We start from the raw sequence: 26,708 nt of genomic DNA, 5'->3' as shown, positions 1-26,708 counted from the left end.
CTTAATCCATAAGCTTCTCATATGATCGATTTCCCGATGCGCTGAGGCATACTTTTTTGTATGCAAACACCCTCATGCTGATAAGAGAAACGCTCTGGACACGGTTGCGCACGAGACACTCACAAGGGGCTGGCAGGCCGAACTGGATCTGCATTTTACCCGCACTGGGCACAAAACGGTGCTCGCCTCGGCGCGTCATCATGGTCCATTGACGGTTCAGCGTCCGTTTTACCCGGAAGAGGACGTCTGTCACCTCTATTTGCTTCATCCACCGGCGGGGATCGTTGGCGGAGATGAGCTTCATATTGCCGTCACACTCGACGAAAACAGCCATGCGTTAATCACCCAGCCCGGCGCGGGCAAGTTTTATCGCAGTCGTGGGCCACAAGCGTTGCTGCACCAGCATTTCACGCTCGCTTCGAATGCCACGCTGGAGTGGCTGCCGCAGGATACGATCCTCTTTCCCGGCGCCAACGCTGTTATTCAGTCCGTCTTTCACATCGCATCAGAGAGTCGCTTGCTGGCCTGGGATCTACTGTGTCTCGGGCGACCGGTTATGCAAGAAATCTTCAGCCACGGCGTGCTGCAAAACCGTCTGGAAGTGTGGCGGGATGGCCAGCCGCTGCTGATAGAACGCTTGCAGTTGCAGGAGGGAGACCTGAGTGGCGTTGCGCATCATCCCTGGGTCGGCACGTTGCTGTGTTATCCGGCCAGCGAACACATGCTGGAGGGCACGCGCGAACGGCTTACATCACTTGGCGATTACGCCGGAGCAACGCTTAATGACTCGCTGCTGACAATCCGCTTTCTTGCCGACGACAACCTGATTGTACAGCGCGTTATGCGTGACATCTGGCAATTCCTGCGCCCGCTGCTGACACATAAAACGCCTGTACTACCGCGAATCTGGCAAACCTAAGAGAACCCTTATGGAACTGACTCCCAGAGAAAAAGATAAGTTGTTGCTGTTTACCGCCGCACTGGTAGCGGAACGTCGTCTGGCCCGCGGGCTGAAGCTGAACTACCCGGAATCGGTGGCGCTGATTAGCGCTTTCATCATGGAAGGCGCGCGCGACGGGCAAACCGTGGCCGCACTGATGGAAGACGGACGTCACGTGCTGCGTCGCGATCAGGTGATGGAAGGCGTACCGGAAATGATCCCGGATATTCAGGTTGAAGCCACGTTTCCGGACGGCTCGAAGCTGGTCACCGTCCACAACCCGATCGTCTAAGGAGCGGTAATGATCCCAGGTGAATATCAAATCGTAAAAGGCAATATCACGCTCAACCAAGGGCGGGAGACCTGCACGATCGTGGTGGAAAATCATGGCGACAGACCCATCCAGGTGGGATCGCACTATCACTTTTCTGAAGTGAACCCGGCGCTGCGCTTTGACAGACTGGCCGCTCGCGGCTTTCGTCTGAACATTGCGGCGGGCACGGCGGTACGTTTTGAGCCGGGACAAAAACGCGAAGTCGAACTGGTGCGCGTCGCTGGCGCACAAAGGATCGTCGGGTTTCGCAGCGAAGTGATGGGCGCGCTGGAGGCAGATAATGAGTGAAATTTCCCGGCAGGCGTACGCCGACATGTTTGGCCCAACCACCGGCGATAAGGTGCGACTGGCGGATACTGACCTGTGGATCGAGGTGGAAAAAGACTTCACCACCTACGGCGAAGAGGTCAAATTCGGCGGCGGCAAAGTGATCCGCGACGGTATGGGTCAGGGACAAATGTGCGCGCAAGCGTGTGTGGATCTGGTAATAACCAACGCGTTGATCGTCGATCACTGGGGGATCGTGAAAGCGGATATCGGCATCAAAGCTGGCAGGATCTTCGCCATCGGCAAAGCGGGCAACCCTGATATTCAGCCCAACGTCACGATCCCGATAGGTGTGGGAACTGAAGTCATCGCCGGGGAGGGTAAGATCGTCACCGCGGGCGGCGTGGATACGCATATTCACTGGATCTGCCCGCAGCAGGCGCAAGAAGCGCTGGTTTCCGGCGTGACGACGATGGTAGGCGGCGGCACCGGACCGGCCGCCGGAACTCACGCCACCACCTGTACGCCGGGTCCGTGGTACATCGCGCGCATGCTGCAGGCGGCAGACGCGTTGCCGGTTAATATTGGTTTGCTGGGCAAGGGTAACGGCTCAAACCCTGACGCTCTGCGCGAGCAAATCACGGCCGGTGCCATTGGCCTGAAGATCCACGAAGACTGGGGCGCCACACCTGCCGCTATCGACTGCGCGCTGACCGTGGCCGACGAGATGGACATCCAGGTGGCACTCCACAGCGACACGCTCAATGAATCCGGTTTCGTGGAAGATACGCTGGCGGCGATTGGCGATCGTACCATTCATACCTTCCATACCGAAGGCGCGGGCGGCGGTCATGCGCCGGATATCATTACCGCCTGCGCACATCCGAATATCCTGCCCTCCTCCACGAATCCGACATTGCCTTATACCATCAACACCATCGACGAGCATCTCGATATGCTGATGGTTTGTCACCATCTCGATCCGGATATCGCCGAAGACGTGGCCTTTGCCGAATCACGCATTCGCCGGGAAACGATCGCTGCCGAAGATGTGCTGCATGACATTGGCGCGTTTTCCCTGACCTCGTCCGATTCACAGGCAATGGGGCGCGTGGGCGAAGTGATCCTGCGCACCTGGCAGGTGGCACACCGTATGAAGGCGCAGCGTGGCCCACTGGCTGAAGAAACCGGCGACAACGACAACCTGCGCGTTAAACGCTACGTCGCCAAATACACCATCAATCCGGCGCTAACCCACGGTATCGCCCATGAAGTCGGCTCCGTTGAACCTGGCAAACTGGCCGATCTGGTGCTGTGGTCACCGGCATTCTTTGGCGTAAAACCGGCGACGATCGTTAAAGGCGGGATGATCGCCTGTGCGCCGATGGGCGACATCAATGCCTCGATTCCCACCCCGCAGCCGGTACATTACCGCATGATGTTTGGCGCACTTGGTGCGGCGCGGCATCACACCCGGTTGACCTTTATTTCTCAGGCCGCTGACGCGCAAAACATCCCGCAGCAGCTCAACCTGCAAAGCGCCATCGCCGTTGTCAAAGGGTGCAGAACGGTGAAAAAGGCCGACATGATCCACAACGACCTGCAACCCAATATCACTGTCGATGCTCAGACCTACGAGGTGCGTATTGATGGCGAACTGATTACCAGCGAACCGGCAAACGTTTTGCCGATGGCGCAACGCTATTTTCTGTTTTGAGGAGTGACGATGATCTACCTGACCCAACGCCTTGACCACGCCCACCGCGTCACCGCAAGCGTCACGCTACCCATTGATATGCGCGTAAAAAGTCGCGCCAGAGTAGCGCTGAACGACGGTCGCGAAGCCGGGCTGATGCTACCGCGCGGTTTGCTGTTACGCGGTGGCGACCTGCTGGCCACCGAAGATGGCAGCGAGGTGATCGAAGTGATCGCCGCGCCGGAGTCGGTTTCCGTGGTGCACTGCGTCGATCCTTTCCTGCTCGCCAAAGCCTGTTATCACCTCGGCAATCGCCACGTTCCGCTGCAAATTCTGCCCGATGAGCTGCGCTACCACCACGATCACGTGCTGGACGCCATGCTGCGCCAGTTCAACCTCGAGGTGACGTTCGCTCAGCTACCGTTTGAACCGGAAGCAGGCGCTTATGCCAGTGAATCCCACGGGCATCATCACGGGCATGCACACTGATGCATAACACCCAACAGCTACGTCTGATGCAGCTCGCCAGCAGCGCGCTCCCGGTGGGGTCGTTTACCTGGTCCCAGGGCCTGGAATGGGCGGTGGAAATCGGCTGGGTGAAAAGCGTCGATGACTTCTCTGACTGGCAAATTCAGCAGATGGAGCAGAACTTTTTTACCGTCGACCTACCGCTGCTGGCGAGGCTGTATCGCGCCTGCGAGCAGGGCGATCTCACCGCAGCGCGCCGCTGGACCGCTTACCTGTTGGCCTGCCGGGAAACCCGCGAACTGCGGGATGAAGAACGCTGTCGGGGCGCAGCGTTTACGCGACTGGTCACCGATTGGGAAGCAGATTGCTCGCGGGAGTGGCGAACGCTCTTTGTCGACAGCCAGCTTTGCGGCATGGCCTGGCTGGGTGTGCGCTGGAAAATCCCCCTGACCGAACTGGCGTTAAGCCTCGGCTACAGCTGGATTGAGAGCGCAGTGATGGCTGGCGTCAAACTGGTTCCCTTTGGTCAACAGGCAGCCCAGCGTTTGATTATTGCGCTATGCGATCGCTATGCGCAGGGCCTGGCACAGGCGCTGGCGTGTCCTGATGCCAGTCTCGGCTCCGCAACGCCGCTGGCTGCAATCGCATCTGCCCGGCATGAAACGCAATATTCCCGATTATTCCGCTCCTGAGGAGAAAAAATGAGTAACAGCAAGCATCCCCTGCGCGTAGGCGTTGGCGGCCCGGTCGGTTCGGGCAAAACGGCGCTGCTGGAAGCGTTATGTAAAACCATGCGCAGCAGCTATCAACTGGCAGTAGTCACCAACGATATCTACACCAAAGAAGATCAGCGCATTCTCACCGAAGCGGGCGCACTGGAGCCAGACAGGATCGTCGGTGTGGAAACCGGCGGCTGCCCGCATACCGCTATCCGCGAAGATGCATCGATGAATCTGGCTGCCGTAGAGGCATTAAGCGAGAAATTCGGCAATCTGGATCTGATTTTTGTAGAAAGCGGCGGCGATAACCTGAGCGCCACCTTCAGTCCGGAATTAGCAGATCTGACGATCTATGTGATCGACGTTGCCGAAGGCGAGAAGATCCCACGCAAAGGTGGTCCGGGGATCACTAAATCCGATTTTCTGGTGATCAATAAAACCGATTTGGCCCCATACGTCGGTGCCTCGCTGGAGGTGATGGAACGCGATACCTTGCGTATGCGCGGCGAGCGTCCGTGGACGTTCAGTAATTTAAAATCCGGAGAGGGTCTGGAAAAAATTATCGCGTTTCTTGAAGAGAAAGGGATGCTGCGGATGTAGTGCAGTTTATCACCGGGGGGCAGCCCACGGTTTTGTCTGCCCGGTAAGCGAAGCCGCCACCGGGCAAAAAATCACGCCGCCGGTAATTCCGCCAGCGGCCAGCGTGGACGCACGGTCACGCCAAGATCTGCCGTTGCGCCCGCTTTAAAACGCACCATGCCCGCGTAGGCGATCATCGCCCCGTTATCAGTACAAAATTCCGGACGCGCGTAAAATACTTCACCACGACGTTTTTGCATCATCTCGGCCAATTTTGCGCGTAGCGTACGGTTTGCGCTCACGCCCCCTGCCATCACCAGACGTTTAAAACCGGTTTGATCCAGCGCGCGTTTGCACTTGATCATCAGCGTATCAACTACCGCATCTTCAAACGCACGAGCGATATCTGCGCGCGTCTGATCGTCATTTTCGTTATTACGAATGGTATTCGCGGCAAAGGTTTTCAGGCCGGAGAAGCTGAAATCCAGCCCCGGACGGTCGGTCATCGGGCGCGGAAAGACAAAACGTTTTTCAACGCCTTGCGAGGCAAGCTTTGACAGCATTGGGCCGCCTGGATAATCCAGCCCCAGTAGCTTGGCCGTTTTATCGAACGCTTCGCCAGCGGCATCATCAATTGATTCGCCCAGCAATTCATACTGACCGATACCGGTGACGCTAATCAGTTGCGTGTGCCCGCCGGAAACCAGCAGTGCGACGAACGGAAAAGCAGGAGGATTATCTTCCAGCATCGGTGCCAGCAGATGCCCTTCCATATGATGTACAGGAATTGCCGGCACGCCCCAGGCGAACGCCAGGGAGCGTCCTACGGTAGCGCCGACCAACAGCGCGCCAACCAGACCAGGACCTGCGGTATACGCCACCGCATCAATCTCTTTTGCCGTCAGTCCCGCCTCTTTCAGCGCGGCCTGGATCAGTGGTACGGTTTTACGTACGTGATCGCGCGAGGCCAGTTCTGGCACTACGCCGCCGTAGTCAGCGTGTAATTTCACCTGACTATACAATTGGTTGGCTAAAAGACCTTTTTCATCGTCGTAAATGGCGATGCCGGTTTCATCGCAGGATGTTTCAATACCCAGTACACGCATGACTTGTTTTACCTCGCTTTATTACCGCGCAGTGTAGGACCAATGCGGGTTGATGTAAAACTTTGTTCGCCCCAGGTGTTTCGCTCGTGTATACTCCTTGTCCTTATAAAAGTCCCTTTCAAAATCGCGTCGGTGCTTTACAAAGCAGCAGCAATTGCAGTAAAATTCCGCACCATTTTGAAATAAGCTGGCGTTGATGCCAGCGGCAAACCGAATTTATTAAAGGTGAGAGTTACATGCCGGTAATTAAAGTACGTGAAAACGAGCCGTTCGACGTAGCACTGCGTCGCTTCAAGCGTTCATGCGAAAAAGCAGGTGTTCTGGCGGAAGTTCGTCGTCGTGAGTTCTATGAAAAACCGACTACCGAACGTAAGCGCGCTAAAGCTTCTGCTGTGAAACGTCACGCGAAGAAACTGGCTCGCGAAAACGCACGCCGTACTCGTCTGTACTAATCTATTGAGAGCCAAAGCTCTCAATTCAGACTGAGTTGTAGTTGTAAGGCCGTGCTTCCGGAAGGAATGCGCGGCTTGTTTTCGTTTATACATCAGCAATTACACAAAATCATTCACACTGTATCAAGGCGGCAAGCGAGTGAATCCCCGGAGCTTACTTAAGTAAGTGACAGGGGTGAGCGAGTGCAGTCAACGCAGAGACAGTTTGAAGGATGAAGTGTAATAACGGGGCATATGGCTGGACGAATCCCACGTGTATTTATCAATGACCTGCTGGCAAGAACCGACATCGTCGATCTCATCGACGCGCGGGTAAAGCTGAAAAAGCAGGGCAAAAATTATCACGCGTGCTGTCCGTTCCATAACGAAAAAACCCCCTCTTTCACTGTAAACGGTGAAAAACAGTTTTATCACTGCTTTGGGTGTGGCGCGCATGGCAACGCCGTCGACTTTCTCATGAACTATGACAAGCTCGAGTTTGTGGAAACCGTCGAAGAACTGGCCGCAATGCACAACCTTGAAGTGCCTTATGAAGCCGGAACAGGTCTTAGCCAGATAGAGCGTCACCAGCGTCAGAATCTCTATCAGCTAATGGAAGGGTTAAATGATTTTTATCAGCAATCCTTCGCCCAACCCATCGCCGAGCCAGCACGCCAGTATCTGGAGCAACGCGGTCTGAGTGCCGAGATTGTCCAGCAGTTTGCTATTGGTTTTGCGCCGCCGGGATGGGATAACGCCTTAAAACGTTTCGGCGGAAATGTCGACAACAGGAAGCTGCTGCTCGATGCCGGAATGCTGGTCAATAACGACCAGGGAAGAACCTACGACCGTTTCCGCAATCGCGTGATGTTCCCGATTCGCGATAAACGAGGCCGGGTGATTGGTTTTGGTGGCCGCGTACTCGGTAACGATACGCCAAAATACCTCAACTCCCCGGAAACCGATATTTTCCATAAAGGCCGTCAGTTGTATGGCCTTTATGAAGCCCAGCAGCACAACGCTGAACCACCGCGTCTGCTGGTTGTCGAAGGGTATATGGATGTTGTCGCGCTGGCGCAATACGGTATCAACTACGCCGTCGCCTCGCTGGGTACGTCGACCACGGCGGACCACATTCATATGTTATTCCGTGCGACAAACAACGTGATTTGCTGTTACGACGGTGACCGCGCCGGCCGCGACGCCGCATGGCGTGCGCTGGAAACCGCGATGCCGTACATGACCGACGGTCGTCAGCTACGCTTTATGTTCCTGCCCGAAGGTGAAGATCCGGACACGCTGGTACGTAAAGAGGGTAAAGAGGCCTTTGAAGCACGGATGGAGCACGCACAACCGCTCTCCGTCTTCTTATTTAACAGTCTCTTACCGCAGGTTGATCTCAGTTCACCGGACGGCAGCACGCAGCTCGCCGCGCTGGCCCTGCCGCTGATAAGCCAGGTGCCAGGTGACGCGCACCGGATTCAGCTGCGCCAGACGCTGGGACTGAAGCTGGGCATCTTTGACGATGCGGCGCTTGATCGTTTAATGCCAAAACAGGCAGAAAGTGGCGTGGTACGCCCGCCTCAGCAGATAAAACAGACGCCTATGCGTATACTTATAGGACTACTGGTGCAAAACCCAAATCTGGCACCACTTGTACCACCTATGCATGGGCTGGCTCAGGCAAAGCTACCGGGGCTCAACCTGTTCAGCGAACTGGTCAACCAGTGTGTGGCGCAACCCGGCCTGACAACGGGTCAACTGTTAGAGAATTATCGCGGAGCAAGTGAATACGCAACACTTGAAAAACTCTCAACCTGGAACGATATAAAGGATGAGAATGTTGAAAAAATGTTCACCGACACGCTAAACCGAATTTTTGATTCAATGCTTGAACAGCGACAGGAAGAGTTGATAGCTCGCGATCGCACGCACGGTTTGAGCAGTGAAGAGCGCAGGGAGTTCTGGGAAATCAGACAGGCCCTGGAAAAAAAATGAATTTAACGGCTTAACTGCCGAATACCTATCGGGAAGCCCCCGACAGCCGCACGGAGAGGCAGCGGCAAAATATAAGTATGCCCTCGTTTTGCCGTTGGCGGTTTTACCGCCTAACACCAATCAAACGAATTAAGTGTGGATACCGTCTTATGGAGCAAAACCCGCAGTCACAGCTGAAGCTTCTTGTCCAACGTGGTAAGGAGCAAGGCTATCTGACCTATGCCGAGGTCAATGACCATCTGCCGGAAGATATCGTCGATTCAGATCAAATCGAAGACATCATCCAAATGATCAATGACATGGGTATTCAGGTGATGGAAGAAGCACCTGATGCCGATGATCTGCTGCTTGCTGAAACCTCCAACAGCACCGATGAAGACGCAGAAGAAGCGGCTGCCCAGGTTCTGTCCAGCGTTGAGTCTGAAATAGGTCGTACAACGGACCCGGTCCGTATGTACATGCGTGAAATGGGTACCGTTGAACTGTTAACCCGTGAAGGCGAAATCGACATCGCTAAACGCATCGAAGACGGGATTAACCAGGTTCAATGCTCTGTTGCCGAATACCCGGAAGCCATCACCTACCTGCTTGAGCAATACGATCGCGTAGAAGCTGAAGAAGCACGTCTTTCCGATCTGATCACCGGCTTTGTCGATCCGAACGCGGAAGAAGACATGGCGCCAACGGCGACACACGTCGGTTCTGAACTCTCTCAGGAAGAGATGGACGACGATGAAGACGAAGATGAAGAAGAGGACGACGACAGCAGCGATGATGACAACAGCATCGACCCTGAATTAGCGCGTGAAAAATTCGGTGAACTGCGTACTCAGTACGAAATCACTCGCGACACTATCAAAGCGAAAGGCCGCAGCCATGCAGCCGCGCAGGAAGAAATTCAGAAGCTGTCTGAAGTGTTCAAACAGTTCCGCCTGGTGCCGAAGCAGTTCGACTACCTGGTAAACAGCATGCGCGTCATGATGGACCGCGTGCGTACTCAGGAACGTCTGATCATGAAGCTCTGCGTTGAGCAGTGCAAAATGCCGAAGAAAAACTTCATCACTCTGTTCACTGGCAATGAAACCAGCGAAACCTGGTTCAACGCAGCAATCGCGATGAACAAGCCGTGGTCTGAAAAACTGCACGATGTGGCAGATGACGTTCAGCGCGGCCTGCAGAAACTGCAGCAGATTGAAGAAGAAACTGGCCTGACCATCGAGCAGGTTAAAGATATCAACCGTCGTATGTCCATCGGTGAAGCGAAAGCCCGCCGTGCGAAAAAAGAGATGGTTGAAGCGAACTTACGTCTGGTTATCTCTATCGCCAAGAAATACACCAACCGTGGTCTGCAGTTCCTGGATCTGATTCAGGAAGGCAACATCGGTCTGATGAAAGCGGTTGATAAGTTTGAATACCGTCGTGGTTATAAGTTCTCCACCTATGCAACCTGGTGGATCCGTCAGGCGATCACCCGTTCTATCGCGGATCAGGCGCGTACCATTCGTATCCCGGTGCATATGATTGAGACCATTAACAAGCTCAACCGTATTTCCCGTCAGATGCTGCAAGAGATGGGCCGCGAGCCGACGCCGGAAGAGCTGGCTGAACGCATGCTGATGCCGGAAGACAAGATCCGTAAAGTGCTGAAGATCGCTAAAGAGCCTATCTCCATGGAAACGCCGATCGGCGATGATGAAGATTCGCATCTGGGTGATTTCATCGAGGATACCACCCTCGAGCTGCCGCTGGACTCTGCGACTACCGAGAGCCTGCGTGCCGCAACGCACGACGTTCTGGCTGGCCTGACCGCTCGTGAAGCGAAAGTTCTGCGTATGCGTTTTGGTATCGATATGAACACCGACCACACGCTGGAAGAAGTCGGTAAACAGTTCGACGTTACCCGCGAACGTATCCGTCAGATCGAAGCGAAAGCGCTGCGTAAACTTCGCCACCCGAGCCGCTCTGAAGTACTGCGTAGCTTCCTCGACGATTAATCTCGCCGCTTAAGCATAAACGCCACCGCAAGGTGGCGTTTTTCTTTATAGTCCCCGCCTGAGCAGGGCGTCGTTCACTTCCCGATACGCTTCCACCAGTTTATCCAGCGTGATCCGGCTTAAACCGCTGGGATTCGGCAATACCCATATTTGCGTCGCGCCAATGGTCAACGTCTGTTTCCCCCACTGTGCCCCACGCTGGCTAAGGCCCTGCTCAAATGCCTGCTTACCGAGGATTGCGAGTGCGGCGGGCTGATACTCTTCTATTTTCTCAATGAGCAGACGACCGCCGTTACGCATCTCCAGGAGCTTGACTTCATTTGCTTGCACCGTCGGCCTGTCGACAAATTTCGTCACGCCGCAGCGGAAGTCCAGCAGGTGTTGCGCCTCTTCTGGCTTAAGCTGACGATCGGTAAATCCCGCCTGATGAATGACTTTCCAGAAGCGATTCGCGGGATGCGCAAAGGGAAATCCTGTACCCGCAGAAGAGAGCCCCGGATTGATGCCACAAAATACCACCCGCAGCCCCGGTGCCAGTATGTCCTTAACCATAATTACTCCGAACAATACATCAGAGGAACAAGTATAACGGACTGAAAATACATTGTTTATAAAAACAGCATCCGTACGCTTATGTCTGGATTGCAACGCGGAGTTACTTTATAATCCATCGCCACGGCCCCTTAGCTCAGTGGTTAGAGCAGGCGACTCATAATCGCTTGGTCGCTGGTTCAAGTCCAGCAGGGGCCACCAATTTTCAAGGACTTACATCAACCATCGAGTCCTCTTGCTTTTCTAGGATACCCATAGGATACCGCAAACAGGTATATCCGAGTATTCCTCAGTGTTCCACAGTTGGGTCGTAGCAGCCGTTCAACTGCAATTTAAGAAAGTGCTACGGGTTTGAGTGCCCCTCATAGGCAACCTTCAGGAGTATTTTTATGGATACTGTCGAAAAGGGCTCAGACCTGCTGTCAAAACGTATCTGTGCTATGAGTGGTCTTATCTTGGCTCTGGCAAGTGTCGGGCTTCACGCCTATCTTGTTATTCCTGTAAGCATTGCTCTAGTTTTAATGCTGCGTAGATGATAGCGTAACAAGCCCGGCCTAACGAAAGTTAGGCCACCCCTTCCTATCTTTTCAAGTTAACCAGTGTCTACTTTATGCAGAGGGAGTGCGATGGCTACACAATTTGAAAAACTCAAAAAAGAACTAACTGATTTAGATATCATGGGCCACCAGCTTTATTTCTCCATGGCTAAAGAATGTGAACAACTTAATGAGAACGCCATAAAGAACATTCAAGATGCTGGTTGGATATTTGTTAATTTTCGCGACGAATATCAAAATTGGTATACGAAGGCCTATCGAGTAATTTCACAGATAATTCCTGAGCGCTTAGCTGAATTCGAAACAATTTACAAAGGCGACCCAAAGAGAAAAGATGTCACATACATGAACTATTCTGTAAGCGACTATCTGGTAGGTCTGCAGCAAACTAATGGCATGGGAAAAATTATTCGCAGCCGTAAAGATGCAATTAGGAAAATGGAAATTCAATATAAGATACTATCATCAGCAAAAGAGCGCTTCAATAGTACCTTATTCGATATAAAAGACATTGTTCAAGCAGACATTTTTGACTCTGAGTTGGAAACCGCCAAAGAGCTGAATAAAAAAGGATTTATTCGCGCTGCGGGTGCTGTTACTGGTGTGGTTCTGGAAAAGCATTTGGCACATGTCTGTTCTCTACACACATTAAAGTCAAGAAAAGCACACCCTTCTATAGCTGAATTTAATCAACTATTAAAAGATAATGATATTATTGATACCCCAGCATGGAGATTCATTCAACATTTAGGCGATATACGCAATCTCTGTGATCATGGTAAAGAAAGAGAACCAACAAAAGAAGAAGTATCCGAGTTCATAATCGGAGTTGATAAGATAACGAAAACAGTTTTCTGAGCTATTGCCTCCGAATAAGATCATATGGTCTAAATAGGACCATATGATTTACTCAATTAGTTAATTGATCACATTTTATCTTCGACGTAGATCCCCGCCGAAATGATGGCGCCACCGATACGGCGTTTTCCATAACCCAGCGGAACGGGGTTACCCTGGGCGGTTGTGTTCGTTACGCCACCGAACGCATAGGATGCTTTGTTATCCGCATCCTGCTTACTCGCCAGCCCACCGGGTTGCGGGGATAGCATTTGAGCAATACCGCCCAGCGCCATCGATGCACCTGCAGCGAACATCATGTTACTGGCTGCTATGCTCACCCCCGGCATCCATATAGACACTGCAACCAGCGCAGCACCCAAGATCGTTTGCAGTATCCCCGACCTTTTACTACCCATAATAACTGGAACAATGCGGATTTCCCGGCCACCAGCAGGAAACGCAAGGTCGTCCTCCCCAATATTCTGTTTCCCACGAAAAATACTGAATGTCAGCCCGCGTGATTTACTCGTATTCAGATACCTCTCGAATCCGGGCAGCGTTGCACACAAAGCCCGGATAGCTTCATGCGTCGTAGTGATCAGGCGCTTATGTTCCCTTCCAAAAATTTTTGCTAATGAACCGCTCAGTTTAATCGTCGTCATTACCTCAGTGCTCTGCATTCTGGCTTCCCCTTGTGGAATAGATCGCCGATAAGGCTGATTTCAGGTCGTATAGTTTTCTCTTACAGCTACTGCCCTGAGCGGGTGGAATATCCCGCAGACGCTTTGAAACTGTCTGCCTGTGTATCCCCGTAACATCCGCCAGTTCGGTAATCGTTAACCGTATTTGTTTCATCATTCCTCCCAAAGAGGATGAACAAAAAACACACAATCCATCATCTTTTCTATATTTCATCATTTTCATGGCTGTAAAATCATACAGTTAGCACATGATGATGATGACCATAGAACTCAAAAACGAGCCGTTTTCCGCGCGTACGCCGCCCCGTGGAAGGCCGGCCCGCCAGGAGGACCCGCGAGAAATGGGCAGCCGTGGCCGCCCCTCTGCTCTTATGCCCCACTCGACTTGACCAGACCGCGGTAATCCAGCGCGGCCACACCTGCATCAATGCGCACCTTCCATGCGATACCATCAACGGTGAAGCCCTCCTGCTGTTCCAGATACGGCACGTCCATACCGTCAAGGTAAGCCACCTCGATGGTGTCTGTGCCCTGCGCCGCTGCAACATACCACTGCTTGTTGTCCGCCTTATCCAGCCGCGGTTCAACAACAACCTGAGCCATATCTTTAACCACGTTAATAATGCCGGGGTTCTGGTTCAGTGTGCCGTCCTGGTCCACCGGGAACAGAGAGGAAGATGAGAGCACCGCGCGATTGGCTGCCCCTTCCAGAGCAGCGGGAACAAGGATATAGGCCGGGATGACATTGATCGGGTCGCCGTTTGCATCCTCCTGCAGGCGCATAACCTTACGGGCCTCATTGAGTCCGTCTGTATCCATCCCTTTAGCGATGAGGTTTTTATGGTCGGCGTGGAACAGCGCTTTACCATCGGTGAACTTACTGTTCGCTGTCAGGTTTAGATAGACCAGATTCCCTACGGTACGCGCCGCAGCGCGGCCCATTGCCTGGGGAATAGTCGTCAACTGGCTCAGATCGTCATTGATGATGGCCTGCCGGGTAATCGAGAAAATATTGCCATACGTAGCCAGGGCGATAGGTACGCCGCTGTCACTGGTTGTGACATATTTATATTCTGCCCCTTCCGGTACTTTATCCAGATCAGAGAAACCATTCAGACCAACCCGCTTGGCTTCATGGAAGTTGGATAGAGAGCCGGTTTTAGTCCACTGCTGGAATGTCTCACCGCTGTTCTGCCATCCTGTCAGCACCGACTTTTCAGCGCCACCAGCCAGGATATGAGAGAAATCACTGCTACTGTGTGTAAATGCCAGGTTCACAATCTGCGAGCGGCTACCAAAAGCACTAATGCTGATCCCGCGATCCACCAGCGAGGCCTGGGCCATTTCAAAAAGGCTCATCATGGCATAAGGATTACCGCGTTCGGCGCGTTCATGGCCTAAGCGGGCATATAGCCCCTGGCGAATACCATCACCGGTGATGTTGCCGTTACCCGCGTAAATGTGCTCATGGATGGTTTTATCTGACGGAGTAGTGTTTTTGCCCAGCGCCGCCAGAAGCATGTCTTTCGCTTTTTCCGGCGTACAGCCCACATCCTCCAGGCACTGCATCTTCAATGAATCATGCTTACCGCCAAACATCGCAAACAGGTCTTTAATCCCGTTAATACGATTCTGTTCAGGTACTGCGCTGCTGGTAGAGCCTTTAGGGTTAGTAATCATCCCTTTAATATCTTTCGGCATATGCTCAAAATCCTCAATTCGTTTCGATTCAATACAGACCATTGCGCTGACCGCCGGCAACAGCTCATCTGCGAAGCCCTGCGCCACACATTCACGCCCATCCATCCAGGTCTCACTCTCCAGCATGGCCCCCAGCACTTCGGCAGACTTACCCGTTTTGCGGGCATAAGCCGGGATAAGAACGCTTTCCACCTTGTCCAGTAACTCGGCATAGTCGCGCATATCATTGGCATTACCGCCAGATATGCCCCACGGCTTGTGGATCATCATGAGCGCATTTTCTGGCATAACGATGCGGTCGCCAGCCATCGCTATAACTGACGCCATAGAAGCGGCCAGGCCATCGATATGCACTGTGACTTTTGCCGGGTGCTTATTCAGGAGGTTGTAGATAGCGATCCCGTCGAATACGTCACCGCCGGGTGAGTGAATGTGAAGGCTGATATGGGAAATATCGCCCAGGGCTTTCAGATCCTCAGAGAATTGCTGAGCAGTGATACCCCAGCCGCCGATCTCTTCGTAAATACTGATATTGGCGCTGGTGGCGTCATTGGATGCTTTAATGGTGTACCAGCCTTTCATAGCCATGCCCCCAGCGTATGGTGATGCCAGTAGTTCACACTGCTACGCACAATCTGGCCTTTAGTGGGTACAGGCATTTCCGGGTGATTCTTGCGGATGAATGCCTGGTACTCTTCGATCTTCTTCATGGTTTCAGCATCGATATGGACCGTACCGCCTTTATCGTGCTGCTTATTGTTCCGTTCTGCCATCTTATTACCCTTATCGTGATTGATGGTACATGAGCAATCATTGATCAATAAAAGTGGTAAGTAAAATAATTTTAACCAGAAAAACAGATTTATGAGAATCCATAGGTACAGTTACATTGCTTAAAGACCACTAAAAACCAGCGGAAAATCGTGTTACCTAAAGAGGAGGATATCTTGACAAATCTGTTTACTTTTTTTATTACAATTTTTGGGGCAATAATTGGTGGGTTAATTGCAGGTACATACTCACTAATAGCAACTCAAAGAGCACATGAAAATCAGAAAAGAATCGCAGAAGAAAATGAAGCAGCAATAATAAAAAGTCTTTTGCAGGCAATATATGATGAATTAGAAACTATTTATGACAGATATCAAGAAACAATGGGTAGTAGAATCGAATCCCTTGATAAAGGAATGCCTTTAAATTTTTACTATCCTATAATTAGTGATTTTTTTACTGTTTATCATGGAAATAGTTTTCTGATTGGAAGAATAAAAGATCATGATCTCCGAAAAGGAATTATAAAAACATATACATTAGCTAAAGGTCTAATGGACTCTTACAGACTAAATAATGATATTGTTCAAAAATACGAGCACTGGTGTTTAGTATCGGCAGAAACGCAATTGGAAGTTCATAGAACTCAGGCTGCTGCCTATTATCAATCATTAGTTGCCTATGCGGAAGTGCTTAAGAAACTGCATGAGGACCTCAAAATAGATTTAAAAAGTACAACAAGAATGCTGAATAAAGCGGGCGTACTTTCCTGAAACCAAGGATAGGCATGATTCACGGTAATCTGTTATTCATGCCTCCCACTTATTCCCCACTTTAGCACTCCCCACTTGCTCCTCACTCACAATTTGCAAGAATTGCCTTAAGAACCAGTAATGACGCGGGCTTATGACAAATTCCCCCACTTCCCCTGTGTATACAGTGGGAATGTGGGGAATTTAGGTCCACCTCCCCACCGTCCCCGCTATCTCCCCACTTGCTCGCCCACTTCCCGCAGGTTTTGAATATGGATCTGCTCGCCATCAAGATTCACGAGACCAGACTCAACTAGCTTTTGTAGCCATCGAGAAAAATGCTTACTGGCATCTAGGCCCATAGCTTTTAGATCATCACGAATAACCGTCCTGGTGCATACATCCCCCCGTGCCGTTCTGCTTCTGATGGCCTGCCATAATGCTGTATGGTTATCGCTTAGCCGCGACACGCTAGCCAATTCGGGAGCAATCTCTTTTGCTTCCCTCGGTTCATCATGTACCACCAGAGAGCACAAAAGCTCACCGTCTTCATCTGTGTATAGCTCTGCCGTTCTCAGGTCATATGCTTTACGTTCCGGTTCCTCGGCGTCTTTCATCTTGGTACAGGTCAGAATAAGCGCCTTTCCATCCCCTTCACGCTTAACGTTAAACTCAGTATCAAGCGCTGCCCGGAAAGAACTGGATCCGCGAGCACCTTTCGCTTCATCCTTGCCAGAGTGGTGAACGACCAGTACCGTTGCGCCCGTTTTCTGTTTGATAACATCGCAGCCCTCAATAAACGCCCCCATATCGCGGGCGTCGTTCTCGTCATTACCGCCAAAGCAACGGGCCAGCGTATCGATCACCACCATGCGAACTGGGACTCCACACTCGGCTTCTATCTGCCTGGCTGCAAGGAGGACTTCCGTAACCTCTGACTCACGCACAGGAAACACTGGACGGTTAACCAGCCACAAGTTTTCTGCCTGCTTACCGTGTACCTGTTCCCACGCACGTATACGACGGGGAACACCCACGCCACCTTCACCAACCACATAAAGCACCGCGCCGGGCGTAACCTTCTTACCCGCCCACGATTTCCCGGCGGCAATATGACAGGCCCACGAAACAGCGAGAAAACTCTTATATGAACCACTGGGGCCATAAATGCTGCACAGTGACTGCGCTGGCAAAAAGTGTTTGAGGATATAGTCCTGACGAACATCAAAGCCCTCTGAACCACGGGAGAGCGGTAGCTTTGTCCTGAACTTTGCGACCGCATCAGGAAATACGCGGTGAATACGCTGCACATCAGAAAGCCAGGCATTCATTTCCTCTTCGCCGATCTCCTCCACCAGCACCGAACGCCGCGCAACTGTCATTTGCTTACGGTCTGTATCGAGATAACCGGCTTCACACAATTCCTCATAAGGCATAGCCGATATCTGATTGAGGCGAGCCACCAGCTTTCCGTAACGGGTGGTGGGATCCTTATGCTGGTGGAGTGCTTTATCCAAATCGCTACGACTGTACTGTTTGCCATGCGCCCACAAATAAGAGCAGGTAAAGAGAGCATCAGATACGGTTTCTACGGCTGTCAGTTGTACCGTCATTTTGGGATCCCTCCGCTCATCTGAAATTTACCTATCAACGGGTGATACCAGTACGCCGATCCGTATTTTCGTTTTGCACTACGCAGCACCAACCGCGCCGCCTCTCTGAACTTCTCATCAGGAGCCACAAACCCGCCTGATTTTAACCGTACCAGCATTACCCCCGTGTTTTTCGCCAGTTCTTCGGCTTTCTTGGTTGAAATGCCAAACTCCGCCGCCAGCGTAGTAACCGGACTCATACCCGGGGGGATTTCGCCACCCTGGCTATCTGTGAGTGATTTGATCTGCAGCTCGAGGTTCAGTACCTTCTCCACCAGCAAATCGAGGCGCTTTTCCAGATCGTTAAATTTTACGTTACTGATCATTGGCCGCCATCCTTGCAAGACTTAATCTGGTCGAGATTCGAGATATCCAATTCATTTGCCAGTTCATCAGCAAGGCGGTAAGCAAGGCCAGTTAAACTCATTACATGGAGACGCTCTTCATCCCCTCTGATCGTTGCCAAATAAGAAGCGCATGACAGAAGCGCGGCGACCTCTTGAGCCAATGTCAGAAGATCACTTTTAGTGCGGTATGTATTAATCATGGCCCACCACCTCCCTATCTGAGGCGCTATCAAAAGCCCAACCGCGGCGGGTGTTGTAATCAAAGAACGCGACCCGGCATGGTGCTTCTGCCCGAATTTTAGCGGCGAATACCATTTCCCAGCCCGGGAAAGCAGCGCGGGCATTATCTTCAGTATCAGTATCAAAACGCAGAACTACCGGCGAACATTCTGGATGGCTCTTAGGGGTTGCCAGAAAGAGCCATGTAAATTTTGGGTGAGTTTGGGTATGCTGTTTATCAGCCATAACTGTTACTCCAATTAACGGTTTGGTAAGAGGCCCTGTCAGTGTTCGAGCACTACAGGGCTTCGTCATATTTAGCAGTTGCAAAACCATTTTGGTTACGTTGTAATTACAACCACCAGCCGATAATATGGATTTTGTAATTACAATGTCAAGCACTAAAACCAAAACTGACCAGTACCAGATCCGTCTCCAGCATGAGTTACGCGCACAACTTGAAGCTGAAATGAAAAAAGACGGAGACTCTTCTCTTGCCACTTGGATAAAGCGAGTTTTGCGGAAAGAGCTACAATCACGCGGCATCGAGCCAAAAGGCTGATACCAAGCATCTAAGTTTCCCCAGAGTTGGGGAGATGTACCGAGTTGCATTTGTGCAACTCTAAACGAGGTGTGCAAAATCAGTGTACCCGCTACCGGCTCACACTCCCCCCATTGGGGGAAGTATTGGGTATGCTGCAATGCAGTACCCCCTACTCTGAGAACACAACCAACTATCTTTAAGATTGTCGCTCCCGAAATCTGGTGATTCAGCGCTAACTGCGCCGTTGGCGCGGTTCCCAGAATGCAAAAATGCACTGTGCTCATGCTTTGACCACCAGCGGCAAGCCTGGTATGCTGGTTCTGTTGTTTGTTTTCGGTACTACACTGGCGGCCCGGCATGGTCGCCTTTGTTTTTTGTGCCATATCCCGCCCCCTATGCCGTCTGCGTTCTGCGAGTTGACGCCAGAAAGGTATCAAGATCGGACTTTAGATAAATGACTTTGCGGCCAACTTTATGAAATGGAATTTTTACCCGGCCAGTGTGAGCCCAATTAGCTAAGGTCTGAGTGGTTACACCAAGTTCAGCAGCAGCTTCACTGCGAGTATATTTTTCTTTATGGCAGGAATTAGATAAATGCATAAGTATCACCGTGTATTATCAGTTAACAACGGCGCTACTCTATTATTGATAAATATACTTAGGCAGACAGTAGAACCAGATACACATTGCTATATCTGGTTCACTATGGAGGTATCGAGTTAAGGGGGTGTTTATCGGGATTTACTCCCCCTCTGTGGTAACGATTTTGAATGCTCTATTTTTAGGTTTCACATCAGGATTTCGCCCTGACTCCTTCAGCCACTTCTCGATAGTTCCGACGACAGGAACATCATTCCATTTAATTCGAAGGTGTGTGTATATTTCCTGAGATAAGCCCGCCAAGCTTGCATTTGGATATTTCTCCCACGTTCGAGTGGCAATTTCTAAGGCTACAGATTGATGCCTATTAGTCTTCCCTTTTTTAGCCTTGCTTCTATCAGCGCTTATAATTTTTTTAGCTTTAGCCTCTTCTCTGACTTCTTTCATCATTGTTTCAATCAGAATTTCTGAATAAAAACGGCGCATGTTTTTAGCCAATTGCTCAAAACCAAGCACTTCAAATATGCATGAAGCTTTAATTAGTTCACTTGATTCCTCAGTCTGTAACAACACAGGATCACCAGGATAAACAGTTTCATTTTCAAATTGAGAACCAAATTTCAGCTCATTAATATAATTTAGAAGAGAAAGTTTTGTCGCAGGATCTAGGCCATTAGCTGATTTATCAAAATCTATACCTAACATTTCACACATACTTCTTTCTTGGAATAATGACGATACTCCACTTCTAATCCTATCAACCAAAGCATCGAGATCATTATAATCTTCATCACTAATAGAAAATTCAGCCCTAATTCCCGACATTAACGCCCCCAGTATTGTTAGAATTCAGTAGTTCAAATAAAAGTTTACGTTTCTCTTCATCACTTAAATTATCCATAATGGACAGTAACTGAGCATCAATCCCTCTTTTACTTTCCACTAATCCCGCATATTCAAGAACAGCCCGTTCTATTTGGGTTGCAGGCTCAAGCAGTTCATCAGCGCCAAAATGAAGATAACCCTGCGTAACATCGGCACTCCTCATCGTTCGGTGGTTCATTAGCCGTTTGAGGATATAACTACCGACGCCCACCAGCTCGGCAACTGTACCGAACGTACGACGGGCATCGTGCCATTTGAATGGGATTGGCTGGAGCATATCAGGATTAGGAGCAGGGACGGTGGCGGCACTGATTCGATCAATAATATGGCGATATTCTTTAATGATTCCTTTAGCGCCAGGAAACACTAAAACCTCGTTTCCGGTTTTCATTTTCAGCCGGCGCCGAAACAGACTCAGCAGAGTTTCAGTGATTGGCAACTCAAGCGGATCGCCGTTCTTGGTAGTATCTATCCAGAAATAACGACCGCCAATATTCACCCGATCCCATGTTAGCTCGAATATTTCAGATTTCCGAAGCCCGGTGAACATCGACATTTCTACAGCGTCGCATATTGCAGCCGCTACATCGTCCCGTCCTTCTTCGGCCTTATCACGAACCACAGCGACGGCATTTAACCAACGAGCAAAATCATGGGTGCGGATGCGCTCAGTCTTTCTGACCGTGCCATGCCACTGACGTTTTGTGCTCAGCACCAGTGTTGGCGGGTCAGGTAACAGCGTTATCCCTTCTTCGTCACGATAATGATCATGTGCAAAACGATAAACGGCGCGGAGTGCTCTGGCCCACAGGTCTGCCTGGGCTTTACTACCGGTTCCTACCCCTGCTCTGAGCGTTTCTTTATCAGCGCCAAACCAGACAGAGCCATCAGTCACCGCTTTATGCCTATGTTCAACACGTTCACGCGAAATGGTAGTGAGGGACTGTTTCATCCAGTCGCCGGAGTAATTTTGCAAGATAGCGCGATATTGCTTTTCGGTTGTGGGTTTCAGGCGGTGGCCACGGTTTTTAATATAGGCATCCAGCGCATCGGCAAGCGTGACAGATGCCTTCTCATTGACACGCTTTTCCACATTAGGATTTCTCCCGGTGAGCGCTACGTCGCCCAACATTTCGAGTGCCTTTGCCCTGGCATTATCAACTGTAAGATCCGGGAAACGGCCCAGCGTGGCGCGGATGAATTTTCCATTTCTCTTACGAGAGATACAGAAGCTTTTCACACCACTGGTGCCAATACGGATGCGCAGGCCATTAACGATCGTATCGCCGTACTCAACCTGTCCACGTTCGGCTGGTGGGAGGCTTTCGAGCTTAGTTTTAGTAAATTTGAATGTTTCCACAAACACTCCACACCAAGCGATCGGGGTATCCTGCAAATCGCTTGTTTTGCTCTAGGATACCTATAGGATACCGCAAAGGAGTATTTTAGAGTATTTCTGGTTATTTATACAGTATTTTTGTTTCAGTTAAGTTATTGAAAACCATATATAAGTATTTTCAGGTAAGGGATTACACTTTAACTCATAATCGCTTGGTCGCTGGTTCAAGTCCAGCAGGGGCCACCAAATATCAAGGACTTAGATAAGTGATTATCTAAGTCCTTTTTCTTTGGGTCGAATTTTGGTCAGGTAATGAATTAGCGTCCCTGCCGTCTTCATCTCTCTGCAACATCCCCAGATATTAATGTAAGCCATTAATTCCGGTCGCAATATTACAATGCAGCGTATCGCGACTTCGTCGCAGCAAGCCCGTTGCTTGTCGTGCCCACAGGATATCGACCGTGCGAAGATAAGGTGATTGCTCCTGCCAACCAGACCCTCTGTGAGCGAAACGAACCAGTTAGTACTTATCGGCTTGGGTAATCCCGGTATCAATATGTGAACTAACTCCGTCCCGCCAGGCGATTCTGGCCATTCGCCACTTCAACAAATGCATGCAGATTAGCGTTAACCTCTGTCACAACAGTATGATATACAAAAACGATGATCTCGTTTATTGCTCTCACCTGCGACAGGTGTACAGAAATACCCAACAACAGGGAACGTATTCTTTTCAACGATGCAGCAAAAAAGACCGACGCATAAATATCATCATTTTCACTACTCCCATCAGACGGAACTTTACTGGATATAACCCCTGTCATAAATGGTAATATATTTCCACCATAGCGAAAAAAACATAATTATCAACAATAATATCTAATCTCAAAAATAACAATACAGATATCACAATCATCCACTGAAAAATGTATGGGCATACAAGAAATGTGTCTCCACTTTTAACAATCACCACAAAACCAGGAATAAAGATGCAATTAAAACGCCAGTAATAAAGCACTCATCGACATCTCGCTTTCTTAATACGACAATCATTCTCCCTCATAAGAATTGTCAATGTCATCTTTTAATAACATAGACGCAGCTCAAATAAATCGCATAAAAATTTCATTCAGAATATCCAGCCTGCCGATTAATTAGCAATTAAACCATTTTAATTGTAAAAGCATTAATTTTTTAAATTTTAAAAGCAAATAAAACACCTTCGTTAGATTTTTATATTGTATTCAATTACACCTACTTGACTGTTTTTTTTAACACGAAGATTATAAAACCATATTCCCCTACCTTTACCGAGAGATTCAGTTCATGGCACTCAAACGCTTGCTTAAGACAGAGCCTATGCATGATGAAGCCTGTCTGTGTCACAGCCCGGCATTCATCCGAATAAATACCATCCTGACACGTGAGGCTCGCCAGGCCCCACCGGTTTCAGCGCAGACAGTTAAAGAAGCACTTTCTATAAACGATGGTTACCTTCATGATGCGGAACCCACCTCACCCGGAGTTGTCGCGTTTACGAACATACGCCTGTTTGATGGTATTTCTGATTCACTGCGTACCGGGCTTAATATCATCGTTGAAGGAAATAAAATCAAAGCGGTCGTCCCGGCAAGATTACCTCTCCCTCCAGGCATAGAAACCATCAACGGAAATAATGGCGTGTTAATGCCAGGCCTTATTGATGCACACTGGCACGCTATTATGGCTCGCCCTTCAATGATGACTGCCATGACGGCAGATTTTAACTATATCCAGGCCCTGGCTATCGCTGAAGCAAAAGCCACGCTGCTACGCGGGTTTACCACAGTGCGCGACATGGGCGGCCCGGTATTTGGACTCAAACGAGCAATTGACGAACAGATTGCAATTGGGCCCCGTATTTATCCTTCTGGGGCATTTATTAGCCAGAGTGGTGGGCATGGTGATTTTCGAATGTTGAGCGATATTCCTCGAGCACCAAATGAAGCATTAAGTTACAGCGAGCGCGTCGGGATTACTGCTATTGCTGATGGTCAGGATCAGGTCCTGCTACGTGCCAGAGAGCAGCTTATGCGCGGTGCCTCGCAGGTAAAATTAATGGCGGGTGGTGGGGTTGCATCACAGTACGATGGTATTGATGTGACTGAAGGGTCTGTCCCGGAAATAGCGGCTGCCGTTACCGCTGCAGAAAACTGGGGTACCTACGTAACCGTTCATGCTTATACGTCCCGGGCAGTCACAATGGCGATAAGTGGTGGAGTGAAATGTATTGAACACGGGCAAATGGTTGATGAAGATACGGTAAAACTGATGGCAGAGAAGCACATCTGGTGGTGCCTGCAACCCTTTCTTGATGATGAAGATGCGGTCACTATGGCGACGCCCTCGTCGCGAGCTAAACAACTGGTTATGTGTGCAGGTACCGACACAGCCTATCAACTGGCAAAGCAATATAAGATAAAAACCGCATGGGGAACTGATACTCTCTTTGATGCTCATCTGGCAACACGTCAGGGGGCGCAACTCGCCAAACTTACACGCTGGTATAAACCCGTTGAAATCCTGAAGATGGCCACCAGTACCAATGCCGAACTGTGCGCAATGTCGGGACCAAGAAATCCATACCCACACAAACTAGGTGTAATTGAAGAAGATGCGCTGGCGGACCTGATCCTTGTTGATGGTGACCCGCTGACCGATATTCAGCTAATTGCCAACCCAGGGGAGGCTTTCAGACTTATTATGAAGGATGGCGTTATTTACAAGAACACCTTGTAAAAAGGTACAAACTACAAAAGATGGCTCTTTTAGTGTTGTCGGCGTTCCCTTCAGGTTGTGTTTCTGTTTGTACGCCGACATTCTTTAATATTGCAACGCGAAATTTTTACGAATCATCTGAATGTGGTTGAGCATTAACTCAAAAAGTAAGGTAATTTACTATTATCAATATAACTACTATGGTGAAGTGGCATTTCGACTCCAATATCATTTATTGTATCGTTAAGTTCACTTTCATCTATATTTTGATGAATACAGGATATATCATGAAAATGTACAGATAACAATTATAATATCAATTATTGCGAGCACGTATATTCACACGGAATCTTATTTATTCAACAAAAGCGCTGGAATGCTGCAACATCTCAAAGAAAACTGCAGCTTCAATAGGCCTCGAAAAGAAGTAACCTTGTAAAAAGCTGACCCCCATCGCGACCAATTTCTCACGCTGCGAGGCGCTTTCCACACCTTCCGCAATGGTCAGGCACCCCCTGTCTTTAGCAATAGCGATAATATTACGGACGATGGCTTCTTTGCCCTCGTCAGTTTCAATTTCTTGGGTAAAATGTTTATCGATTTTGATGTAGCGCGGACGAAGTTGCATTAACAGCTTATAATTGCAGTGGCCAGTACCAAAATCATCTGCTGAGAGTGTCACCCCCAGCATATCAAGTTGCTGACAAACCTCTCTGACAAACGCGGAATCCTCAACGGCGACTCTTTCGGTAATCTCCAAACCAATATGTAATGCCGTGTTCGCCGTTTTATCCCTGAACGACTGACAGGCATTTAACAAGCTATTGTCCCCAAAATCCGCAGCCGAGACGTTGAAAAATAGCGTCGTTAATGGAAGCGATTTCAAATCCAACAATTCAAAGCTTCGGATTACCGATTGGATGCCCAATTCGGTGATGCGGCTTACCAAACCATTTTTCTCAGCCAGAGGAATAAACCGATCCGGCGAAATATTGCCCCATTTCGGGTGCTGCCACCTCATCAAAATCTCACCTGCAACAATATTGCCGCTACGAGCCTCTACAATCGGTTGGATGAAAGGCTCTAGCTGGTTATTATCGATCGCTTCTCGTAACATAAAGAACATCGATTGACGATGAATAAGGTATTTTAAAAATAATATCGAGAGCCCCCCGGAAATTATAAAAATAAGTAAAATCCTGTCATGTTCACTCTGCCAGAAAGTTAGTAAACTAAGCGGTGCCAAAGGTAACGCACTGACACTATATTTAAATTGCGTCGAGGAATACGTGTCCTGTCCATCAGACAACTGATTTTTGAAAATATTTCCAGTGGCATCAAGCGAAACATCATCCACCGTCATGATGTAAGAATAACTCCCGTGATATTTTTTTAATTCATTTTGAATGTAATAATTATCTACGCCTACCATAACACTTTTTTCTCCACGAGACACATGATAGACCAGCAGTGATTTAGAAGGATTGACGGAGCTATCGCTCATTAAAAATAATGATTTAGCGGGGAAGAAATGTGCATCTGATGTAAAACTCACACCGCCAAAAACTGAAGAACAATAAAGGTTTTTCCCCTGTAGTAAATTGATGGTTGTTACATCTGGCAGTGTAGCCACCAGCTTACGTATTTCAGTCTGTACTTTATTGCCACATTGACCATTAAGCAGGTCTGTCGCACGATGACCCGCAATGCTTGCATTGCTTATAATACTGTCCAGTTTACTAATAATAGCCTGGAGATAGTTCTGGGTCAGTTTTTTTTGATTTGTTATTAATTGGTGAAAAAGAAAACTTGTGCCTCCGGCACAGAGGAGAAAAAAAAGAGTTATACTAATAATAATGCTATTGCGGTAACGCATATGGCTCCAGATGATTTCATTCAAAATGGAAGTCGTAAATAAATTTATTTAATAAGTAATGAACAACATCCCGCTATCTGTAA

Annotated in this window: 28 protein-coding genes, 1 tRNA gene and 1 pseudogene; 15 read left to right on the top strand and 15 right to left on the bottom strand. The window is 49.6% G+C overall.

What is annotated here, in order from left to right; genetic code table 11:
• Nucleotides 1-94: 94 nt before the first annotated feature.
• The 7 genes from OGX99_RS10135 to ureG are packed head-to-tail and all read left to right on the top strand — an operon-like array spanning nt 95 to nt 5,024.
• Nucleotides 95-919 (top strand): urease accessory protein UreD, encoded by an 825-nt coding sequence (locus tag OGX99_RS10135; protein WP_210905456.1) that lies wholly within the window; start codon nt 95-97, stop codon nt 917-919.
• A 10-nt stretch (nt 920-929) separates the two neighbouring features.
• A complete protein-coding gene (locus tag OGX99_RS10130) occupies nt 930-1,232 on the top strand; it encodes an urease subunit gamma (protein ID WP_003024678.1) in 303 nt (100 codons plus the stop codon).
• A 9-nt stretch (nt 1,233-1,241) separates the two neighbouring features.
• On the top strand, nt 1,242-1,562 hold the full coding sequence (locus tag OGX99_RS10125; protein WP_187259027.1) for an urease subunit beta: 321 nt from the start codon (nt 1,242-1,244) through the stop codon (nt 1,560-1,562).
• Entirely contained in the window at nt 1,555-3,258 is a 1,704-nt protein-coding gene (gene ureC, locus OGX99_RS10120) for an urease subunit alpha (protein ID WP_210905390.1), read from the top strand. Before OGX99_RS10125 ends, ureC begins: the two co-directional genes overlap by 8 nt.
• A 9-nt stretch (nt 3,259-3,267) precedes the next feature.
• On the top strand, nt 3,268-3,726 hold the full coding sequence (gene ureE / locus OGX99_RS10115; protein WP_187259029.1) for an urease accessory protein UreE: 459 nt from the start codon (nt 3,268-3,270) through the stop codon (nt 3,724-3,726).
• Nucleotides 3,726-4,397 (top strand): urease accessory protein UreF, encoded by a 672-nt coding sequence (locus tag OGX99_RS10110; RefSeq protein WP_187253275.1) that lies wholly within the window; start codon nt 3,726-3,728, stop codon nt 4,395-4,397. Before ureE ends, OGX99_RS10110 begins: the two co-directional genes overlap by 1 nt.
• A gap of 9 nt (nt 4,398-4,406) precedes the next feature.
• Nucleotides 4,407-5,024 carry an urease accessory protein UreG gene (gene ureG, locus OGX99_RS10105; RefSeq protein WP_151217758.1) on the top strand — a complete coding sequence of 206 codons (618 nt, stop codon included), beginning with the start codon at nt 4,407-4,409 and terminating at the stop codon, nt 5,022-5,024.
• A gap of 71 nt (nt 5,025-5,095) precedes the next feature.
• Here ureG and tsaD read toward each other — a convergent pair whose 3' ends face one another.
• The gene (gene tsaD / locus OGX99_RS10100; RefSeq protein ID WP_003024694.1) at nt 5,096-6,109 is read right to left on the bottom strand and encodes a tRNA (adenosine(37)-N6)-threonylcarbamoyltransferase complex transferase subunit TsaD; all 1,014 of its coding nucleotides are present in this window, start codon (nt 6,107-6,109) and stop codon (nt 5,096-5,098) included.
• A gap of 236 nt (nt 6,110-6,345) precedes the next feature.
• Between tsaD and rpsU the strand changes: the two genes are divergently transcribed.
• From rpsU to rpoD, 3 genes are all read left to right on the top strand, one after another.
• Nucleotides 6,346-6,561 (top strand): 30S ribosomal protein S21, encoded by a 216-nt coding sequence (gene rpsU / locus OGX99_RS10095; protein ID WP_001144069.1) that lies wholly within the window; start codon nt 6,346-6,348, stop codon nt 6,559-6,561.
• A gap of 234 nt (nt 6,562-6,795) precedes the next feature.
• Nucleotides 6,796-8,538 (top strand): DNA primase, encoded by a 1,743-nt coding sequence (gene dnaG, locus OGX99_RS10090; protein WP_286543422.1) that lies wholly within the window; start codon nt 6,796-6,798, stop codon nt 8,536-8,538.
• Between the two features lie 149 nt (nt 8,539-8,687).
• Complete coding sequence (gene rpoD, locus OGX99_RS10085; protein WP_151217760.1) at nt 8,688-10,532, top strand: RNA polymerase sigma factor RpoD; 1,845 nt, start codon at nt 8,688-8,690, stop codon at nt 10,530-10,532.
• 45 nt (nt 10,533-10,577) lie between these two features.
• On the opposite strand, the gene mug is transcribed toward rpoD, so the two are convergent.
• On the bottom strand, nt 10,578-11,084 hold the full coding sequence (mug, locus tag OGX99_RS10080; protein ID WP_187259032.1) for a G/U mismatch-specific DNA glycosylase: 507 nt from the start codon (nt 11,082-11,084) through the stop codon (nt 10,578-10,580).
• 125 nt (nt 11,085-11,209) lie between these two features.
• Between mug and OGX99_RS10075 the strand changes: the two genes are divergently transcribed.
• The 3 genes from OGX99_RS10075 (at nt 11,210) to OGX99_RS10065 (ending at nt 12,499) form a co-directional block, all read left to right on the top strand.
• Nucleotides 11,210-11,285, top strand: a tRNA-Ile gene (locus OGX99_RS10075).
• Between the two features lie 188 nt (nt 11,286-11,473).
• Nucleotides 11,474-11,620, top strand: a complete 147-nt coding sequence (locus tag OGX99_RS10070) for a hypothetical protein (protein WP_286543419.1) — start codon at nt 11,474-11,476, stop codon at nt 11,618-11,620.
• A 90-nt stretch (nt 11,621-11,710) separates the two neighbouring features.
• Nucleotides 11,711-12,499 carry a hypothetical protein gene (locus OGX99_RS10065; protein ID WP_286543416.1) on the top strand — a complete coding sequence of 263 codons (789 nt, stop codon included), beginning with the start codon at nt 11,711-11,713 and terminating at the stop codon, nt 12,497-12,499.
• A 68-nt stretch (nt 12,500-12,567) separates the two neighbouring features.
• On the opposite strand, the gene OGX99_RS10060 is transcribed toward OGX99_RS10065, so the two are convergent.
• The 4 genes from OGX99_RS10060 to OGX99_RS10050 form a co-directional block, all read right to left on the bottom strand.
• Nucleotides 12,568-13,161, bottom strand: coding sequence for a tail assembly protein (locus OGX99_RS10060; protein ID WP_286543414.1), 594 nt, complete (start codon nt 13,159-13,161; stop codon nt 12,568-12,570).
• Nucleotides 13,148-13,336: a DUF1441 family protein gene (locus OGX99_RS23790; RefSeq protein ID WP_353655337.1), complete on the bottom strand. Its 189-nt coding sequence runs from the start codon at nt 13,334-13,336 to the stop codon at nt 13,148-13,150. The genes OGX99_RS10060 and OGX99_RS23790 overlap by 14 nt, the downstream gene beginning before the upstream one ends.
• 215 nt (nt 13,337-13,551) lie before the next feature.
• On the bottom strand, nt 13,552-15,465 hold the full coding sequence (locus OGX99_RS10055; RefSeq protein WP_286543491.1) for a ClpP-like prohead protease/major capsid protein fusion protein: 1,914 nt from the start codon (nt 15,463-15,465) through the stop codon (nt 13,552-13,554).
• Nucleotides 15,462-15,656 (bottom strand): hypothetical protein, encoded by a 195-nt coding sequence (locus OGX99_RS10050; RefSeq protein ID WP_044067013.1) that lies wholly within the window; start codon nt 15,654-15,656, stop codon nt 15,462-15,464. The genes OGX99_RS10055 and OGX99_RS10050 overlap by 4 nt, the downstream gene beginning before the upstream one ends.
• A 174-nt stretch (nt 15,657-15,830) precedes the next feature.
• On the opposite strand from OGX99_RS10050, the gene OGX99_RS10045 reads away from it, so the two are divergent.
• Nucleotides 15,831-16,427, top strand: a complete 597-nt coding sequence (locus tag OGX99_RS10045; protein ID WP_286543409.1) for a hypothetical protein — start codon at nt 15,831-15,833, stop codon at nt 16,425-16,427.
• Between the two features lie 209 nt (nt 16,428-16,636).
• On the opposite strand, the gene OGX99_RS10040 is transcribed toward OGX99_RS10045, so the two are convergent.
• From OGX99_RS10040 to OGX99_RS10005, 8 genes and pseudogenes are all read right to left on the bottom strand, one after another.
• Nucleotides 16,637-18,019: a helicase RepA family protein gene (locus OGX99_RS10040; RefSeq protein ID WP_286543403.1), complete on the bottom strand. Its 1,383-nt coding sequence runs from the start codon at nt 18,017-18,019 to the stop codon at nt 16,637-16,639.
• Complete coding sequence (locus tag OGX99_RS10035; RefSeq protein WP_087776627.1) at nt 18,016-18,384, bottom strand: hypothetical protein; 369 nt, start codon at nt 18,382-18,384, stop codon at nt 18,016-18,018. Before OGX99_RS10035 ends, OGX99_RS10040 begins: the two co-directional genes overlap by 4 nt.
• Nucleotides 18,381-18,605: a hypothetical protein gene (locus OGX99_RS10030; protein WP_024153894.1), complete on the bottom strand. Its 225-nt coding sequence runs from the start codon at nt 18,603-18,605 to the stop codon at nt 18,381-18,383. The genes OGX99_RS10035 and OGX99_RS10030 overlap by 4 nt, the downstream gene beginning before the upstream one ends.
• Entirely contained in the window at nt 18,598-18,870 is a 273-nt protein-coding gene (locus tag OGX99_RS10025; protein ID WP_286543397.1) for a host cell division inhibitor Icd-like protein, read from the bottom strand. The genes OGX99_RS10030 and OGX99_RS10025 overlap by 8 nt, the downstream gene beginning before the upstream one ends.
• Before the next feature lie 691 nt (nt 18,871-19,561).
• Nucleotides 19,562-19,768, bottom strand: coding sequence for a helix-turn-helix domain-containing protein (locus OGX99_RS10020; RefSeq protein WP_001685168.1), 207 nt, complete (start codon nt 19,766-19,768; stop codon nt 19,562-19,564).
• Nucleotides 19,769-19,909: 141 nt separating this feature from the next.
• A complete protein-coding gene (locus tag OGX99_RS10015; RefSeq protein WP_286543394.1) occupies nt 19,910-20,593 on the bottom strand; it encodes a hypothetical protein in 684 nt (227 codons plus the stop codon).
• A complete protein-coding gene (locus OGX99_RS10010; RefSeq protein ID WP_286543391.1) occupies nt 20,580-22,013 on the bottom strand; it encodes a tyrosine-type recombinase/integrase in 1,434 nt (477 codons plus the stop codon). The genes OGX99_RS10015 and OGX99_RS10010 overlap by 14 nt, the downstream gene beginning before the upstream one ends.
• 340 nt (nt 22,014-22,353) lie before the next feature.
• Nucleotides 22,354-22,560: pseudogene (locus OGX99_RS10005) on the bottom strand (hypothetical protein); the annotation flags it as partial.
• Nucleotides 22,561-23,318: 758 nt separating this feature from the next.
• On the opposite strand from OGX99_RS10005, the gene OGX99_RS10000 reads away from it, so the two are divergent.
• A complete protein-coding gene (locus OGX99_RS10000) occupies nt 23,319-24,770 on the top strand; it encodes a metal-dependent hydrolase family protein (RefSeq protein ID WP_151217782.1) in 1,452 nt (483 codons plus the stop codon).
• 334 nt (nt 24,771-25,104) lie between these two features.
• Here OGX99_RS10000 and OGX99_RS09995 read toward each other — a convergent pair whose 3' ends face one another.
• A complete protein-coding gene (locus tag OGX99_RS09995; protein WP_286543388.1) occupies nt 25,105-26,625 on the bottom strand; it encodes an EAL domain-containing protein in 1,521 nt (506 codons plus the stop codon).
• Nucleotides 26,626-26,708 lie beyond the last annotated feature (83 nt).

This window comes from Citrobacter sp. Cu096, from assembly GCF_030332285.1.
Classification (GTDB): domain Bacteria; phylum Pseudomonadota; class Gammaproteobacteria; order Enterobacterales; family Enterobacteriaceae; genus Citrobacter; species Citrobacter meridianamericanus.
This window is presented reverse-complemented; position numbering and strand designations above follow the sequence as displayed.

Excerpts from the sequence above, each read along its gene's own strand:
- OGX99_RS10130 (WP_003024678.1), top strand. The coding sequence starts at position 930 with ATGGAACTGACTCCCAGAGAAAAAGATAAGTTGTTGCTGTTTACCGCC.
- OGX99_RS10125 (WP_187259027.1), top strand. The coding sequence starts at position 1,242 with ATGATCCCAGGTGAATATCAAATCGTAAAAGGCAATATCACGCTCAAC.
- ureC (WP_210905390.1), top strand. The coding sequence starts at position 1,555 with ATGAGTGAAATTTCCCGGCAGGCGTACGCCGACATGTTTGGCCCAACC.
- ureE (WP_187259029.1), top strand. The coding sequence starts at position 3,268 with ATGATCTACCTGACCCAACGCCTTGACCACGCCCACCGCGTCACCGCA.
- OGX99_RS10110 (WP_187253275.1), top strand. The coding sequence starts at position 3,726 with ATGCATAACACCCAACAGCTACGTCTGATGCAGCTCGCCAGCAGCGCG.
- ureG (WP_151217758.1), top strand. The coding sequence starts at position 4,407 with ATGAGTAACAGCAAGCATCCCCTGCGCGTAGGCGTTGGCGGCCCGGTC.
- tsaD (WP_003024694.1), bottom strand. The coding sequence starts at position 6,109 with ATGCGTGTACTGGGTATTGAAACATCCTGCGATGAAACCGGCATCGCC.
- rpsU (WP_001144069.1), top strand. The coding sequence starts at position 6,346 with ATGCCGGTAATTAAAGTACGTGAAAACGAGCCGTTCGACGTAGCACTG.
- dnaG (WP_286543422.1), top strand. The coding sequence starts at position 6,796 with ATGGCTGGACGAATCCCACGTGTATTTATCAATGACCTGCTGGCAAGA.
- rpoD (WP_151217760.1), top strand. The coding sequence starts at position 8,688 with ATGGAGCAAAACCCGCAGTCACAGCTGAAGCTTCTTGTCCAACGTGGT.
- mug (WP_187259032.1), bottom strand. The coding sequence starts at position 11,084 with ATGGTTAAGGACATACTGGCACCGGGGCTGCGGGTGGTATTTTGTGGC.
- OGX99_RS10070 (WP_286543419.1), top strand. The coding sequence starts at position 11,474 with ATGGATACTGTCGAAAAGGGCTCAGACCTGCTGTCAAAACGTATCTGT.
- OGX99_RS10065 (WP_286543416.1), top strand. The coding sequence starts at position 11,711 with ATGGCTACACAATTTGAAAAACTCAAAAAAGAACTAACTGATTTAGAT.
- OGX99_RS10060 (WP_286543414.1), bottom strand. The coding sequence starts at position 13,161 with ATGCAGAGCACTGAGGTAATGACGACGATTAAACTGAGCGGTTCATTA.
- OGX99_RS23790 (WP_353655337.1), bottom strand. The coding sequence starts at position 13,336 with ATGAAACAAATACGGTTAACGATTACCGAACTGGCGGATGTTACGGGG.
- OGX99_RS10055 (WP_286543491.1), bottom strand. The coding sequence starts at position 15,465 with ATGAAAGGCTGGTACACCATTAAAGCATCCAATGACGCCACCAGCGCC.
- OGX99_RS10050 (WP_044067013.1), bottom strand. The coding sequence starts at position 15,656 with ATGGCAGAACGGAACAATAAGCAGCACGATAAAGGCGGTACGGTCCAT.
- OGX99_RS10040 (WP_286543403.1), bottom strand. The coding sequence starts at position 18,019 with ATGACGGTACAACTGACAGCCGTAGAAACCGTATCTGATGCTCTCTTT.
- OGX99_RS10035 (WP_087776627.1), bottom strand. The coding sequence starts at position 18,384 with ATGATCAGTAACGTAAAATTTAACGATCTGGAAAAGCGCCTCGATTTG.
- OGX99_RS10030 (WP_024153894.1), bottom strand. The coding sequence starts at position 18,605 with ATGATTAATACATACCGCACTAAAAGTGATCTTCTGACATTGGCTCAA.
- OGX99_RS10025 (WP_286543397.1), bottom strand. The coding sequence starts at position 18,870 with ATGGCTGATAAACAGCATACCCAAACTCACCCAAAATTTACATGGCTC.
- OGX99_RS10020 (WP_001685168.1), bottom strand. The coding sequence starts at position 19,768 with ATGCATTTATCTAATTCCTGCCATAAAGAAAAATATACTCGCAGTGAA.
- OGX99_RS10015 (WP_286543394.1), bottom strand. The coding sequence starts at position 20,593 with ATGTCGGGAATTAGGGCTGAATTTTCTATTAGTGATGAAGATTATAAT.
- OGX99_RS10000 (WP_151217782.1), top strand. The coding sequence starts at position 23,319 with ATGGCACTCAAACGCTTGCTTAAGACAGAGCCTATGCATGATGAAGCC.
- OGX99_RS09995 (WP_286543388.1), bottom strand. The coding sequence starts at position 26,625 with ATGCGTTACCGCAATAGCATTATTATTAGTATAACTCTTTTTTTTCTC.